This is a genomic window from Nocardia sp. NPDC004568 (genome assembly GCF_040609955.1).
In the GTDB taxonomy this organism is placed as follows: Bacteria; Actinomycetota; Actinomycetes; order Mycobacteriales; family Mycobacteriaceae; genus Nocardia.
The window spans coordinates 74287-89810 of sequence record NZ_JBEXLL010000018.1; the positions used below are offsets into that span (position 1 = coordinate 74287).

10 protein-coding genes are annotated in these 15524 nt (G+C 67.6%); 5 read left to right on the forward strand and 5 right to left on the reverse strand.

What is annotated here, in order from left to right; all coding sequences use genetic code 11:
- Nucleotides 1–27: 27 nt before the first annotated feature.
- Complete coding sequence (eccE, locus tag ABZV91_RS11620; RefSeq protein ID WP_355239105.1) at nucleotides 28–1716, reverse strand: type VII secretion protein EccE; 1689 nt, start codon at nucleotides 1714–1716, stop codon at nucleotides 28–30.
- A gap of 105 nt (nucleotides 1717–1821) precedes the next feature.
- Here eccE and eccB point away from each other — a divergent pair, with 105 nt between their 5' ends.
- The gene (gene eccB, locus ABZV91_RS11625; RefSeq protein ID WP_355239107.1) at nucleotides 1822–3297 is read left to right on the forward strand and encodes a type VII secretion protein EccB; all 1476 of its coding nucleotides are present in this window, start codon (nucleotides 1822–1824) and stop codon (nucleotides 3295–3297) included.
- Nucleotides 3298–3653: 356 nt separating this feature from the next.
- Here the strand turns inward: eccB and mycP are convergent, their stop codons facing one another.
- Both mycP and eccD read right to left on the reverse strand, forming a co-directional pair.
- Nucleotides 3654–5063: a type VII secretion-associated serine protease mycosin gene (gene mycP, locus ABZV91_RS11630; protein ID WP_355239110.1), complete on the reverse strand. Its 1410-nt coding sequence runs from the start codon at nucleotides 5061–5063 to the stop codon at nucleotides 3654–3656.
- Nucleotides 5060–6526 carry a type VII secretion integral membrane protein EccD gene (gene eccD, locus ABZV91_RS11635; RefSeq protein WP_355239113.1) on the reverse strand — a complete coding sequence of 489 codons (1467 nt, stop codon included), beginning with the start codon at nucleotides 6524–6526 and terminating at the stop codon, nucleotides 5060–5062. Before eccD ends, mycP begins: the two co-directional genes overlap by 4 nt.
- Nucleotides 6527–6698: 172 nt before the next feature.
- Here eccD and eccCa point away from each other — a divergent pair, with 172 nt between their 5' ends.
- The 4 genes from eccCa to ABZV91_RS11655 all read left to right on the forward strand — a co-directional run bounded on the left by eccCa (nucleotide 6699) and on the right by ABZV91_RS11655 (nucleotide 12954).
- Complete coding sequence (gene eccCa, locus ABZV91_RS11640; RefSeq protein WP_355239116.1) at nucleotides 6699–10730, forward strand: type VII secretion protein EccCa; 4032 nt, start codon at nucleotides 6699–6701, stop codon at nucleotides 10728–10730.
- Between the two features lie 5 nt (nucleotides 10731–10735).
- Nucleotides 10736–12157, forward strand: coding sequence for a type VII secretion-associated protein (locus ABZV91_RS11645; protein WP_355239119.1), 1422 nt, complete (start codon nucleotides 10736–10738; stop codon nucleotides 12155–12157).
- 132 nt (nucleotides 12158–12289) lie between these two features.
- Nucleotides 12290–12628, forward strand: coding sequence for a WXG100 family type VII secretion target (locus ABZV91_RS11650; protein WP_355239122.1), 339 nt, complete (start codon nucleotides 12290–12292; stop codon nucleotides 12626–12628).
- Between the two features lie 35 nt (nucleotides 12629–12663).
- Nucleotides 12664–12954, forward strand: a complete 291-nt coding sequence (locus tag ABZV91_RS11655) for a WXG100 family type VII secretion target (RefSeq protein WP_355239125.1) — start codon at nucleotides 12664–12666, stop codon at nucleotides 12952–12954.
- Nucleotides 12955–13053: 99 nt separating this feature from the next.
- Here the strand turns inward: ABZV91_RS11655 and ABZV91_RS11660 are convergent, their stop codons facing one another.
- Entirely contained in the window at nucleotides 13054–14175 is a 1122-nt protein-coding gene (locus tag ABZV91_RS11660; RefSeq protein ID WP_355239128.1) for a hypothetical protein, read from the reverse strand.
- Between the two features lie 50 nt (nucleotides 14176–14225).
- Nucleotides 14226–15479: a serine/threonine-protein kinase gene (locus ABZV91_RS11665; protein ID WP_355239131.1), complete on the reverse strand. Its 1254-nt coding sequence runs from the start codon at nucleotides 15477–15479 to the stop codon at nucleotides 14226–14228.
- Nucleotides 15480–15524: the final 45 nt, after the last annotated feature.

Below are 15524 nucleotides of genomic sequence, written 5' to 3' on the forward strand. Positions count from 1 at the left end.
TGCGCCCGGTGTTGTGCCGGGCGTCGGTCAGCGGTGCTGGGGTTGGGGGGCCGCCGCCGGCGCGGGGCGGCCCTGATGTGCGGGCTGCCGGGTGCGGGGTTCGCCGATGTAGGTGTGTTCCCGGGGGATGGAGACCAGGTTCAGCGGGATCTGGGTGGTCGCGGTACGGACGACGACCCGGTTACCGATCGCGCCGGGCTGCTGGATCGACAAGTCGGGTTTGGTGGCCGGCCAGCCCATCGGGTCGCCGGTGACATAGATCGTGGTGATACCGGCGTGCGGTGCGGGAGCGAGGACGCCGTCGATGACGGTCGCGGTGAACATGGCGTCCGACTGGTGCATTTCGACGGCGAGCATCAGACGCTCCGGATTGCCGATCGTCTCGATCAGCTGATACCAGGCCTGGGGCCGGTCGGTGCGCACCAGGATCCGCTCACCGACGGCCAGCGCGCGGAACACCAGCTGCTGCGCGAGATACAGTTCGCCCGCTACGTATACCGAGGAGATACCGGCGCCGACGAGGCGCAGCGCCACACCGTTGCCCTCGTCGTCGGACCCGATCAGCTGCCCGCAACCCGACGACGGCAGCGCCAGCGCGTCCAGCACATCGATGGGGTACTCGGCGGTGGGGACGGCGTCCTCCCTGTCGGGGATACCGATCGGCAGATGCGCGAGCAGCCCGTCGCGGTGCCGGCCGTTCATCGAGATCATGCCCTTGGACGCGGTCTTCTCGGGGAGTTCCCGCAGCGTGGACCGCCAGGCCGCGCCGACGTGCACGGTATCGGCCGTACTGCCGGGACGCAGCCGGACCGCGACCGTGGTGCCGCGGGACTCGGCCACCCACAGTTGCGAAAGGATCTCCGATCCCAACTGTTTCGGGTCGATGGCGGACCCGATGTTCACGCTGTTGCCGAGTTCGGCGTACCGCCACCGGTGGGTCAGCTCGCGCGCGTCGGCTCCGTGCAGTACCTGCCGTACGGCCGCCCGGATCTCCGAGGCGGTCAGCACGCGCGACCCGCACCCCGCGTCCTCCAGCGTCCGCACGATGCGCTGGGTCGCGATGGTGACCGCCCGTGCGGCACCTTCGTCGCCGCCGCCGCGCCGGTTCGCCGCCCCGGGACAGTCGACCATATCGAATCCGATCGCCAGCCAGACCGTGCGATGCGCGGTGGCGGGCAGTGGCCCGAGCAGGGATTCGTAGATGGCGCCCGCCGGTGTGCCGGAGCGGCTGCGGTGGCCGTGACTGATGATGTCGATACCGCTGAGCAGGATGTCGTGCTGGGCGAGGCAGGTCGCCAGCTCCGCCATGGGCAGCAGATGGGAAGCGTGCACCGCGGTGCGGTCGATACGGGTGAGCCCGCCGCGCGGCGGCAGCACCTCGACGACCGCGACCACCCGGCTCTCGTCCCAGTACAGGCCGAGCGAGCGGTCGTCGGGTCCGCGGAAATCGCTGCTGTCCCCGATGCGGTATTCGCGGCGGGCGCGGTAATTCCACCAGGTACCCACCCAATCCAGCAGCACCCGCCGCCCGACCGGGACGAGCGGAACGCATCCGACGACGACCGCGACGCCCAGCGCGATCCACGGGTTCACTCCGGTGACCAAGGTGACCGTGCCCGCGACGAGCGCGAATACCTGCGCGATGAGCAGATTGCGCATGGAGATACGCCCGAAAAGCAGGCTGCGCCTGCGCCCCACTGCGGCGGCAACGGCCATCAGAGTCCCCCAGGTACCCGGTGTCGGCCGATTATCGGCGGCCGAGCTGAACTACGTCCTCGCGAACTGTACTGTGTTCGGCGAGCACGAGCACAGTTCGGGGGAATGACGATGCCTTCAAAGCCCACTACCAGGTGGCAGATCAGCGGTTACAACTTCCTGGTCCGCCGGATGGAACATGCGCTGGTGCGGCGGGACGTGCGAATGCTCCACGACCCCATGCGTTCTCAGGTGCGCGCCTATGTCGTCGGTTTGGTTCTGGCTGTGGTCGTCCTCGCCGGTTGTGGTGTGTTGGCCCTGCTCCGGCCCCAGGACAAGATAGATCAGAACAAGATCCTGATCGGCAAGGAATCCGGCGCGGTCTATGTGGTGATCAACGATGTGGTGCACCCCGCGCTGAATCTGGCGTCGGCCCGGTTGGCCGCGGGGGAAGCGCCGGACGCGTCGATCGTGAAGGAAGCCGAGATCGGTAAGAAGGCCCGGGGTCCGCTGATCGGTATTCCCGGAGCCCCCGGCTCGATCCACTTCGACTCCGCGGGGACCGGACGGCAGTGGACGATCTGCGACGAGATGAAGATCGACGGCAGCCAGGACCGGACGACCTCGGTACTGGCCGGTGAGCTCGAACTCGGCGCGAAAGCCGATGCCATGGGCGTGGACAAAGCCCTGCTGGTGCAGGGGGAGAACCACGCCTATCTGATCTACGACCGGAAACGCGCCCGCGTCGATATGGCCGACCGTGCGGTCACCGACGCACTGAACATCACCGGCGCCACCCCGCGACCGGTGAGCGAGGGACTGATCAACGCCGTTCCCGAAGTACCGGCGATCATCCCGCCGCCCATCGCCGACTCCGGCAGCGCCCCCGGCTACGAGATCAGCGATCACCGGATCGGTGAGGTGGTGCAGGTCGGCAGCTCCGGAACGGAGTACTACGTCGTCCTCGCCGACGGCTTGCAGGCGATCTCGCCCCTCACCGCGGAGATCATCCGCAACTCCAACCCGCAGACTTCGCGTGACGAGACCATCGACCAGACCGAACGCACCAACGCCCCCGTCTCGGCGGCGCTCCAGGTCGGTGACTATCCGCAGAACGCTCCCGACATCCTGGAAGCGAAGGACCAGCCGGTGAGCTGTCTGTCGTGGAAGCCGATCCCGGAAGCGGGCGAGAACACGGGCACCCGTGCCGAACTGACCCTCGTCACCGGGGTGAGCCTGCCGATGTCGGACAAGGCGAAACTGGTGCCGCTCGCGCAGGCCGACGGGTCGGGTCAGAACGTCGACTCCGCCTATCTGGCGCCCGGCACGGGAGCCTATGTGCAGACCACCGGGATCGAACCGGACAGCCGGCGCAAGGACAGCATCTTCTATATCGCCGATACCGGTGTGCGGTACGGCATCGAGAACGCCGACGCCGCGAAGGCGCTGGGGATGCCGGAGAAGGCCGAACCCGCGCCCTGGCCGATCGTCGGACTGCTGGCCTCCGGACCGAGCCTGGGTCGAGAAGAGGCCCTGGTCGCGCACGACGGAGTAGCGCCGGATCCGTCACCGGCCGCGCAGCCGGTCGCCACGGGAAAGTGACCACACTCGCCTGGCGGTGACCGCCGCCGACCGCCCCGCGACGGTGGACCGGTTCGCCATCTCCGTCTCTGCGGTATTCGAGCGGCGGTTCACCGATCCCGCGGCCGGTGGGGATCCGTCCCGGCGTCGCGGTCCGGCCGCCACGCCCCGGCCGGGACTTCTTCACCGGTCAGCTGTCTGCTCGGACCGGATCCACCTACCCGATCCGGCGGGTCCGGATGCGCCTGGGCCGGTGCGTCCACCGCTCGGCGATACCGGCGCGCAGCCCTGCCGCGACAGCGTCCCGGTCCCGCGAGCCGGGCAGTCGCTCACCGAGAGGCCCGAGACCGAAATGAACCGGAATACCGACTTCGCGGTCAGGCGTCGTCTTCGCCGACACCGAAGCGCCGGCGGGTCGGGAACGAGGCGAGATAGCCGAGAATCAGTCCACCGCCGATGATTCCGCTGCCGATGAGCGCCACATTGCGGGCGGTGTGATCCGGCGGCGTGGGTGGTGCGGGAAGCGCCAGCTGCTTGCTCACCGCCGGATGCGGCTGCTTCGGCCGTAGTTCGTCGGGCACCTCGTTGGTCAGCGCGGCGATCGGGTCGATCGCGCCGTAGCCCACATACGGGTTCCAGCCCTCGGCCGGCGCGTGCGCTGTCGCCTGGATCCGTTTCATGACCTCCACGGCGGACAATTCCGGGAAGCGGGAGCGCACCAGCGCGACCACGCCGGAAACATAGGGGGCCGCGAAACTGGTGCCGTTGATGGTCTGCTGACCGCCCTGAGCATCGACCGTCCCGTTGATGACCCCGCCGCTGTGCACATCGAGGGAGACGATGTTCTCCCCCGGTGCGGCGACACTGAGCCACGGACCCGGGACGGTGAACTCCGACGGGGCGCCGTTCGCGTCGATCGAGCCGACCGAGAGCACCAGATCGTCGTAGCGTGCGGGCGTCACGTTGACGGTCGCATTGCTCCACGGGTCGGCCGTCGGATCCAGCGGATCCTGGATACCGGTGTTGCCCTTGCAACTGTCGTTGTCGGTGTTACCGGCCGAGGCCACCACGACCACGTTCTTCTGGTGGACGGCGTAGTCGAGCGCGGCGCCGAGCGAAGCATCGGAGATCGGGGCGGCACTGCACGCGACCTCGGAGATATTGATGACGGTGGCACCCATATCGGCGGCCCGGCGGACGGCCTGCGCCATGGTGGCGACATTGCCATAGCCCTCTTTGGACAGGTCTTCGGGCGTTTTGGTGGCATTGCTGCCCGCTTTGACGTACTTGTCGCTCGTCTGGCGGATGGTCAGAATGGTCGCGGCCGGCGCCACTCCGGAGAAGCCCTCGTCGGGGACCCGGCTCGCTCCGATGATGCCGGCCACGATGGTCCCGTGCGCGTCGCAATCCTCCGTACCGTCGCCGCTGTTGGCCACGAAGTCACCGCCGGCGCGCAGCCCGGGCAGCCGGGGATGACGGGCGACGCCGGTATCGATCACCGCGACGACCTGCCCGGCTCCTTCGGAGAACTGCCAGGCGCGCCGCAGGTCGAGGGCGGCCTGCGCGGGTGGGACGGTCGGGCCGCCGCCGCCGGAGACGGTGCTGTTGCAGGCGGTATTCGCCTTGCGCTCGGTGGCCTGGGTGGGTTTCGCCGGATCACCGGCCGGCAGCTGACCGGGATCCACCGGTGCCGGCCGGTCGGCGTACGCCACCGGGGACCCGAGCCCGAGCGTCGCGCTCACCCCGAGCACCGCGGCGACCGCCGCGGCGCGGACGCCCCGGTTCACAGCCCGCGGACGAGGGAGTAGAGGTCGGTCACCCAGAACACGAGCGGCAGCACAGCGGCCACGAAACCGTATTCGATCAGTTCGGCGGCCCGCCGCATCGGCGGGGTAGCCGTCTGGTTCGGGACGATGATGCCGAGGATCAGCGCGGCGATCAGCATGACCAGGGCGGCGCCGAACGCGGCCAGCGGCAGATCGGTCACGAACGCCATCCCCACCAGCATGGCCAGCAGGATGGCGGCGCCGCCCGCGATCAGGATCACGGCCTGTTCGGCGCCGGCGTAGGTGCGGCTGCGGAACATGAGCACCGCCGCGCACACCAGCGCGAGGGCGATGCCCTGCCAGAAGAATCCGCCACCGGCCGGATCGGTCGCCACCAGGGCGCCGATCACGGTGACCAGTGTGGTCGCCGAGACCAGCCCGCTCAGATAGGTCCGCGCCCGCGCCGATTTCGCGTGCAGGGCACCCAGAGTGGGCAGCGCCCGATGGTCGTCGGGATCGTCTTCGGTCGGATCGATCGGGGTGCCGGGCGAGGGCACCGGCGGCAGCGGCAGCTTCGCCAGCATCATGGAGATCCGCGGGGCCAGCGACAGCGCGGCCAGACCCAGCGCCGCGACCACGGCGCCGACGGCTTTCATCGGCTGCTCGGTGAGCAGCCCGACCAGTGCGGAGGGAACCGCGAACAACGCCACCGTGCCGGCGCCGATGAACAGCCCCAATCCCACGCCGGTGACCCGCCAGGCCAGAATCGCCGTGGCGCCCAGCAACGTGGAACCGAGCAGCATATGGGACCAGTCGTAGTGGTCCGGCACGATCAGCATGCCGCCGGTGAACGCCAGCGGCAGTGCGCATCCCCCCAGTACCAGCGCGGTCTTGGGATCGCCGTACACCCGGCTCAGGATCATCGCCGCGACCACCAGCAGCACCGACACACCCAGCGCGATGGTGCCGGTGATCCAGCCGGGCATCGCATCCGGTGACGCCAGCAGCGCGGTGCAACCCGCCAGCATGGTGAGCACCGCCAGCACCGATCCGGTGATCCGGGCGGTATCCGGATTCCAGCCGCGGAAATGCTCGGAGTCGGCGACGGCGACGTTGTACATGATGTCGTCGAAGAGCGGCGTCGGCGCGGTGTGGGCGGAGTTCTCCAGCATCAGCAGCTCGCCGTCGCGCACGCCCTGTTCACCGAGGCTGAGCGAATTCGACAGTGGCGGCTGGCCGATCCGGGCCAGGACCCAGTCCGCGGGTTCGTAGCGTTCGCCCTGGTTGTCGAAATCGTTGGTTCTGCTGTGCGCGGCGATCATATCGACCACACTCGGGATGACCAGGGCGACCGGGACGTCGACCGGAATGGCCATATCGACCTGGGTGTGTTTGGCCAGAATGGTGACCCTGGTGAGATCCGGTGCGCGGACTATCCCCCGCGAGGAATCTTCCTCCATATGGTCCAGTCGCGCATGCGTCACGCTTCCCCCAAGTTGGTTCGCTACCCTGCTCGTTTTCCGCATTCTCCCAGGAGATCGCGGGTTGCGTGCCCCCGTTCCGGCCAGCAGAATGCAGGTCGAACTGTACGACATGTTCGTGCCTGCCTCTACACTGAGCCCGAACATCGCATGGCCACAAGGGGGATCTCGTTCGATGACCACTGTCCGTTTTCAGCGGCGTGCGCGCCGGGAGGTTCCGCGGACACCGGGCGGCGAGGTCACTCTGCAGCCGCCCCCCGAAATCCCCCGGGTGACGCCGGGAAATCTGCTGGGCAAGCTCATGCCGGTCGTGATGATCATCGGCATGGTCGGGATGATGGCGCTGATGTTCACCCAGGGGGGTGGTATCGCGTCGAATCCGATGTCGCTGATGTTCCCGATGATGATGATGGTCTCGATGGTCGGGATGTTCGCCGGCCAGGGCAACGGTAAGGGCGCCAAGGCGGCCGAGGCCAACGAGGACCGCAAGGACTACCTCCGCTATCTCGACCAGGTCCGCAAGGACGTCGCGGTCACGGCCGCCGAACAGCGGGCCGCGGTGGAGTGGAGCCATCCGGAGCCGGGTCTGGTCTGGATGCTCGCGGGCACCTCCCGGATGTGGGAGCGCCGGCCCAGCGACAAGGACTTCTGCCATGTCCGCATCGGCATCGGCGGACAGCGGCTGGCCACCCGCCTGGTCGCCCCGGAGACCGGACCGGTGGAGGAACTCGAACCGATCGCGGCGGTCTCGCTGCGCCGTTTCGTCCGCGCGCATTCCACGGTCCCCGATCTGCCCACCGCCATCGCGGTGAAGGGTTTCGCCACCATCGCCCTCGACGGCGACCGGGCCCAGGCCCGGGACATGGTCCGCGCGATGCTGGTCCAGCTGGCCATGTTCCACGGCCCGGATCAGGTGCTCACCGCGATCGTCTGTGGCCCCGACACCAGCGCGGAGTGGGAATGGACGAAATGGCTGCCGCATACCCAGCACCCGGACGCCCAGGACGGCGTCGGCACCCAGCGTATGTTCTTCGGCTCGATCCGCGAGATGATGACGGGCCTCGCCCCCGTCCTCGGCAACCGGGTCCGCTACTCCCGTAACCAGCCCACCAACGCCGCCATGGTGCACGTGGTGATCGTGGTGGACGGCGGCCTGCTCGAGGCCGAGGAGGACCAGCTGCGCGAATCCGGGTACGAGGGCGTCACCGTCATCGATCTCTGCGGATACGCGCCGCGCCTCGCGGTCTCGCGCGGTATCGGCCTGACCATCCGCAACGGTGAATGTCTCGGCCGTGGCGCCACCGGCAATCAGGAGCGCTTCGCGGTCATCGACCGGATCAGCCGGGAACAGGCCCAGCAGGTGGCCCGCCGTCTCGCCCCGTACCGGGCGGCCACCCAGCGCAGCAGCGATGTCGAGGTCACCGAGGGGGAGACCATCAACACCTGGGCGCAGTTGATGGGCCTGGGCGATATCGGTTCCTTCAATCCCGAGAGCGCGTGGCGGCCCCGCTACGGCCGGGAGCGGTTGCGGGTGCCGTTCGGGGTCGGCGCCGACGGACTGCCGGTCGTCCTGGATATCAAGGAAGCCGCCGAATCCGGGATGGGCCCGCACGGTCTGTGCATCGGCGCCACCGGTTCCGGTAAATCCGAATTCCTGCGCACCCTGGTGCTCAGTCTGCTGGCCACCCATTCGCCGGATCAGCTGAACCTGGTCCTGGTCGACTTCAAAGGCGGCGCGACCTTCCTCGGCCTCGACGGCGTTCCGCATGTCGCGGCCGTGATCACCAACCTGGAAGAGGAAGCCGACCTCGTCGACCGTATGCGCGATGCCCTCGCCGGTGAGATGAACCGCCGTCAGGAGGTGCTGCGCCAGGCCGGCAACTTCGCGAATGTCTCCGAATACGAGAAGGCCCGCGCCGCCGGCGCCGATCTCGATCCGTTGCCCGCGCTGTTCGTGGTGCTCGACGAGTTCTCCGAACTACTCACCCAGCACCCGGATTTCGCGGAGCTGTTCGTGATGATCGGCCGCCTGGGCCGCTCGCTGCACGTTCACCTGCTGCTGGCCTCGCAGCGGCTGGAAGAGGGCAAACTCAAGGGCCTGGAATCGCATCTCTCCTACCGGATCGGCCTGAAGACCTTCTCCGCCAATGAATCCCGTCAGGTGCTCGGCGTCCCGGACGCCTACAACCTCCCCAACAACCCCGGCGGCGGCTATCTGAAATCGGATTCGGGCGAGATCCAGCGTTTCCAGGCCTCCTACGTCTCCGGGCCCTATGTGGGTGGCGGACCGCAGCGCGATATCGCGGTGGCGACGCGGGCCGGCGAAATCGATATCACCGCGCGGCCGTTCCTCGCCAAACATGTCGAATTCCGGGCGGTGGACCGGGTATCGCTGGCCCCCGAACCGCTCCACGATCCGGAACCGCTGGTCGAGGACGGCGAACAGATCTCCAATATCGGCATGCTGGTGGCCCGGATCCGCGGCCACGGCCGGCCCGCCCACGAGATCTGGCTGCCGCCCCTGGACGCCGCCCCGTCACTGGACGAGCTCATCCCCCGCTCGATCCTCACCGGCGAATACAACGCGCAGGCCGGTCTGCGCGCGCCGATCGGTATCGTCGACCGCCCCTACGACCAGCGCCGCGATCCCCTGGTGGTGGATCTGTCCGGTGCCCGCGGCAATGTGGCCGTGGTCGGCGGCCCGCAGTCGGGTAAATCGACCATGCTGCGTACGCTGATCATGGCGATGTCGCTGACCCACACCGCCGAACAGGTGCAGTTCTACTGCCTCGACTTCGGCGGCGGTACCCTGGCGAGTCTGGAGGGCCTGCCGCACGTCGGTTCGGTCGCCGGCCGGTTGGAGCACGACAAGGTCCGCCGCACCATTGCCGAGATGACCACCATCGTGCGCACCCGCGAGCTGCGCTTCCGCCAGCTCGGTATCGAGTCGATGTCGGAGTTCCGCCGCCTGCGTGCCGGCGACCCGGCGAGTAGTCAGGCGGCCACCGGCGCACACGAGGACCCCTTCGGTGACGTCTTCCTGGTGATCGACGGTTTCGGCTCGATCCGGCAGGATTTCGAGCCACTGGAGCAGGCGATCATGAACCTCGCGGTCCAGGGTCTGTCCTACGGCGTGCATGTCGTCATCGCGCTCTCGCGCTGGATGGAGGCCCGCCCGCAGCTCAAAGACCAGATCGGCACCCGGCTGGAACTGCGCCTCGGCGATCCGGCCGATTCCGAGTTCGGCCGCAAGGTCGCGGCATTGGTTCCGCAGGGCCGGCCGGGCCGCGGTATGACGCCCGAAAGCCTGCACATGCTCACCGCGCTGCCCCGGGTGGACGGATCCTCCGAGGCCGAGGATCTCGGTCGCGGCGTCGCCGACGCGGTCGCTCGACTGCAGCAGGCGACTCCCGGTCGTCCCGCGCCGCAGGTCCGGATGCTGCCCGAACAACTCGATCGGGAACAGTTCGTGCGGGCGATCGGTCCCTGGCAGGGCCCGGCGGACCGGCGCAATGTCGCGATCCCCATCGGTATCAACGAATCCGAGCTCGCGCCGGTCTTCCTCAATTTCGACGACAACCCGCATTTCCTGATCTTCGGCGATACCGAATGCGGGAAATCCACACTGCTGCGCAATATCGTCAGCGGCATCGTCGAATCCAACGCGCGCGACAAGGCGGCGCTCATTCTGGTCGATTTCCGGCGCACCATGCTCGGCTACTTCGACCCCGACCGTTTGGCCGCCTACGCGACGGGCGCCGAGGGCCTGACCACGAACATGCGTGACCTGGCCGCCCTGCTGCGGACCCGGATGCCCGGCCCGAACGTCACCCCGCAGGAACTGCGCGACCGCTCGTGGTGGACCGGACCGGACCTGTTCGTGATCGTCGACGACTACGACCTGGTCTCCAGCGGATCCAGTGGCAACCCGCTCGCTCAGATCGTCGATTACCTCGCGCACGCCAAGGACATCGGCCTGCATCTGATCATCGCGCGTCGCTCCGGCGGCGCGGGCCGGGCCATGTACGAGCCGGTGATCTCCCGGATGCGCGACCTGGCCACCCCCGGTCTGATCATGAGCGGCAGCCGGGAAGAGGGCGGCCTGCTCGGTAATGTCCGGCCCAGCGCCATGCCGCCGGGGCGTGGCACCCTGGTCGGGCGTTCGGGTAACGACCTCATCCAGACCTCGTGGATGCCGGCGCAGTAATGCCGGTGGCCGAGATCGCGCTGACCGAGACCCGGCTGTGGGCGTGGAGTGCGAACACCCATACCGATTTCACCCCTTCGGTCGTGCCCGCCGGTGACGGCCGCAGCCTGGTGGTGGGGGAGCCGCTGGCGCCACCCTCCATCGCGGTGTCGCCGGTGCAGCTGGTCACCGCCGACCGTATCGCCTACGACCCGGGGATGCCGACGCCCGCGGAGGCGTTGCGCGCGGTGTTCGGTCATACGCTCGCCCAGCTGCGCATTCCGACGCCGTGTGAGCAGCTCACCGTGGTGCACCCGACCGACTGGGATCCGCACCGGCTGACCGTCCTGGAGTCCGCGGCCCGCCACCACAGCGGTCACGTGACGCTGGAGACGATCGCCGTCCGGGCCGTCGCCGCCGGAGGGCGGCTGCGCGATATACGCACCGTGGTCCTGGAATTCGGACCGCTGTCGACCACGGCCTCCACGGTGGTACCGGCGGAGGGCGGTCCGCGGCTCGAATTCTGCGAACACGAGCCGGTACTGGCTGCCGCCGAGGTCGCGGCGGGCGACGACGGACTCGCCGTTTTCGACGCACTGCTCGAACGACTCCTGCACGGCTGTCAGGTGAGTTCGGTGCTCGTGGTGGGTCGCACCGACGCGGGTTTCCTGGAGCGGGTGGGTTCGGTGGTCGCCGACCACTGCGGTAACGCCGAATTGGCGGTGGTGGCCGGTACGGACCTGGTGCGGGTTCCCCGTACCGATCCCGGCGATCACCGCCCCGCCCTACCCCCGGCCGCCGCCGGATCAGAATGGCTGCAGCCCCTGCGGGAACGAGCCGCCGCCACCCGCCCACCACGCTCCCGGACCCCGCTCTATCTCGGGGCCGCGGCCCTACTCGTCGTCGCCGTCCTGGTGGCCGCGGGTATCGGTATCGCCCGGATATCCGGCGGCTCCGATGCCGTGGCCGCCGCGCCGTCGACCACCCCTGTCCCGGACAGCGTGGACACCGCGCCCGATCGGGACCCGGTGACCTTCGGCGCACTCCGCCTCACCATCCCGGATGGATGGCGGGTCCAGAGCCCCGCGGCCGGGTCCGATCAGCGTCTGGATCTGGTGCCCGAGGCCGGTCTGCGCGCCCGGATCACGGTGACTCAGCAGCCGGTGACGGCCGATGTCGGCTACGAACGCATCGCCGCCGACCTGCAAGCTCAGATCGCCCGCCGCCCAGCGGGTTCGGTGTCCGCGATCCGCCGCGACGTGGTGTTCGCCGGCCGTCCCGGCCTGGCATATTCCGAGCATCCGGAGGACGGATCGACCGTTGACTGGCATGTTATCGTCGAGCACAGCATCCAGATCAGTATCGGGTGCCAGTACCAGACAGGGGGGCAGGACTCGATCACACCTATCTGTGAAGACCTCGCGAACTCGCTGGATGTCACTCCATGACTCCGGTCGGGACGTTTTCCGAAATCCTATGGAACCGATTGGGCGGGAATCGCGTCCAATCATCATGAAGGCAAGTTCGGACCGTTTGCGGACGCAGGGGGTCCGGATCCGAACTCTTGAAAAGGAGGACCCATGGCGGGCGAAGTCACTACCGATTTTGCGGCGATGGAGACAGCGGCCAAGCATGTCGAGACCGTGAACGGTGCGTTGGCCAGCGAGCTCGGAAATGTCCGCAATCTGGTTGCGGGCACACAGGGGAACTGGAAGGGCTCCGCTGCCGGCACCTTCCGGAAGGTCATGGACGACTACGACCTTCAGTCGAAGAAGCTGAACGACGTCCTGGTGGAGATCGCCGGTCTGATTCGCGAGAACGGTAAGGGCTACACGGCGACCGAGCAGGCGAACCAGGACGCCATCAATGCCGCGGGCGCGTCCGGAGATCTGGGTTCGGGCTCCAGCCTGAATATCTAGGTCCCGCCTTCCGACTCTAGCCACAAGGAGACACAATGTCAGATGCGATTTCCTATTCCGAAGCCCAGCTGATGACGCTGTCGGGGGACCTGAACACCTCGCGGGGCCGGCTTCAGGAAACTCACGACGAGCTGCAGGGTTACGTCAACGGTCTGGTCGCCCAGTGGGGCGGTGAGGCCCAGGTCGCCTACAGCGCCAAGCAGAAGCGCTGGGACGAAGCGCATATCGCCCTGCTGGACATCATGCAGCGGCTTTCCGATATCGTCCGGGACGGTGCGATCGATATGACCACCACCGATAAGACGAACGCTGCCCGCTGGATGTGAACAGCGGCACGAGAGGTTTCGGTATGCCGGACTTCCTCGTCCCATCGTTTTCCGGTTGTGCCCCGAGTGAAAAATACTCGGGGCACAACCTTTTCGCTGTCAGGGCGCCTGTTCGAGCAGTATGTACTGCGCCGACACCTTCTGATGAAGGTCCTGGATCTGAGTGCCGTCCATGATCACCGAATAACGGCCCACGGTGAAAAGACATTTCAACGATCCGGTCGAATCCGGGTCTTCTACGCAGTGGGCCTCCGGCATTCCGGGAGGACTGTCGACGGTCCGATACTCCGGTTCGAGCCCGTCGACGAAATACGCGTGTAAGCGGTCCGCCGCTCGTTTGTCGGCCGCTCGATAGATTTCCGGTTCCGCGTGTACGACCAGATCGACCCGCGCATCGTCGAATGCGCGCTTCGTGAGGTCGGGCCGCTGAAGCAAATGCAGAGCTGTCCTCGCGCTCATCACCGCTTCGGCCGCGCCACCCGGATCGGGTAGTGCATAGCTCAGTAACCCGTCCCGATCGACCGGTAGATCGGCGAGCTCGGCTTCCGGCGTCGGTTCGTAATCTCGCAGCCTCTCGAACTGTGCATCGAAAACCTCGGCGGCAAGACCGGCGAGGGCGATCTGGTCCGGGGGAATATCGACGCCACCGCCGATATAAACCCACAGGACGAATTCGTTTCGAGCGACGGCCGCCGAAATCGCGCCGTGGGCGCGAGCCTGTCCGAACGCCTCGGAGTAGCCGGGAATCGGGATGGTCCCGACGGGCGGGTACCGGCTGTGCCACAAGCCGTCGGCGACTGCCCGGGCCGCCTGCGCCGCCGACTCCGGTGTCGAGAACCGCATGACGGTGAGGTCGACGGAACGTCCGTGGAGTTCGTCTTCCCGCCGCTGTCCTATCGTCTCCCAGCCGGCGATGAATCCGGGTGCAACAGTGGAGAAGTTGTCCACCATCCGTGGAGGGTCGGTGCGGGTGAACATCCGCTGCTGATGGGCGACCCGGGTGAAGACCATCTTCGGGTTGGTCTCCATGATCAGCGGCACGTGTTCGCCCAGCCGTAACGCTTCCTGGATATCGATGGTCGCCGACGTGCGCACCTCCTCCGGCGACCGCGGTGTCGTGCGGTAATTGCCGCTCTGCAACGCGGCGAGGTCCACGGCGGGATCCGCGCCGTCCGCGCCGGTGCCGCAACTCGCCGCCAGCACCGTGGCCACTACGCCCACGGCATAATTCAGGCGCCTCGGTAACGTCCTCATCGGTCCCCCCCTCGTGATCAACCCACGACCTCGGCTATGGCGGGCACCATCTCGTCGGTCAGCGTGCCCGGTGACTGATCGGTCCATACCTGGAACGCCTGAACGGCGGATATATCGTCGAGGACGACGATTTTCGCTGTCGCGTTCAAGAATGCGACAGGCAGACCCCCGAGCCCACCGTTCCCGGCGGCGGTGTCGGACCGGGTGACCACGATGACATCCAGTCCCTCCGGCAAGGTGAAACCGGTCGACGACAATTTGCGCGGTGATTCCTCGTTCCGATATGGGCGATAGGCGTCGCTGTAACGAAAGCCTATGTCGCGAAGGAAGTTCGCCTGAGGTGACCCGTCCAGGGCGGCCGAGAACAGAGAGTTCCCGTAGTTGAATGCGGCGACGGTCTTACCCGAGAACTGCGGGTGGTCGGAGCGTATCTGCGCCAGGTCGGGCCCGTCGGCCGAGCCGGGTCCCGCATCGGAGAGGAAATAGGTCCCGACCGCCACGGCCAGGAGCACGACGACGGCACCTGCAGCCGAAAGCAGGATTCGGCGCCACCGGCCGCCTTTGGGATTCGAGTCGGGGAACCCTGCTGCGTAGCCGGCGCGGGGCTCCGTCACGACGGTCTCCTGCCCGGGCGGCAGGTGCGGACCGCCGGTGGGCCGGTACGCGGTGTGAGCTGCCTGCGGCGCGGGCACCACCGGTGTGGTCGCTCCGAACCCGTCCACGGAGACGACGAAACGACCACTACCGGCGAAGGCCCCCTCCGCGTCGGCGACCAGTTCGCGGCAGGTGCCGTACCGGTCGCCGGGGTTCTTGGCCAGCACGCGGGCGAACACGTGATCGAGGGCCTGGGGCAGGTCCGGCCGGACCGCCGATATCCGAGGTGGCGGCTCGTTCAGATGCCCCATCATGACCACTGCCGGGACAGTGGAGGGGTACGGATTCCGGCCGGCCAGCAACCGGTAGAACGAGCAGCCGAGACTGTAGATATCGGAGCGGTGGTCGAGGTGGTGGCCGAGTAGTTGTTCCGGTGACGCATAGGCCACTGTCGCCATGAACTTTCCGGTGGCTGTCAGATTCCGGCTGTCCTCGACCGATTTGGCGACTCCGAAATCGGTGAGCAGCACCCGTTCCTCGTCGTCGTCGGGTGCGTTGGAGAGTAGGAAGTTCGCAGGTTTGACGTCGCGATGCAGGAGGCGCCTGCGGTGCGCGTAGTCGAGGCCCTGACTGGAGCCCTGTGGGTGGGTCCAGCGGTTGTGAGAGTTCTGATGCACCAGAATGGGTGCAGAAGGAGACGATCACACCATGTCACGACGTCG

Coding starts and splice junctions, on each gene's coding strand:
- eccE (WP_355239105.1), bottom strand. CDS start 1,716: ATGGCCGTTGCCGCCGCAGTGGGGCGCAGGCGCAGCCTGCTTTTCGGG.
- eccB (WP_355239107.1), top strand. CDS start 1,822: ATGACGATGCCTTCAAAGCCCACTACCAGGTGGCAGATCAGCGGTTAC.
- eccCa (WP_355239116.1), top strand. CDS start 6,699: ATGACCACTGTCCGTTTTCAGCGGCGTGCGCGCCGGGAGGTTCCGCGG.
- ABZV91_RS11650 (WP_355239122.1), top strand. CDS start 12,290: ATGGCGGGCGAAGTCACTACCGATTTTGCGGCGATGGAGACAGCGGCC.
- ABZV91_RS11655 (WP_355239125.1), top strand. CDS start 12,664: ATGTCAGATGCGATTTCCTATTCCGAAGCCCAGCTGATGACGCTGTCG.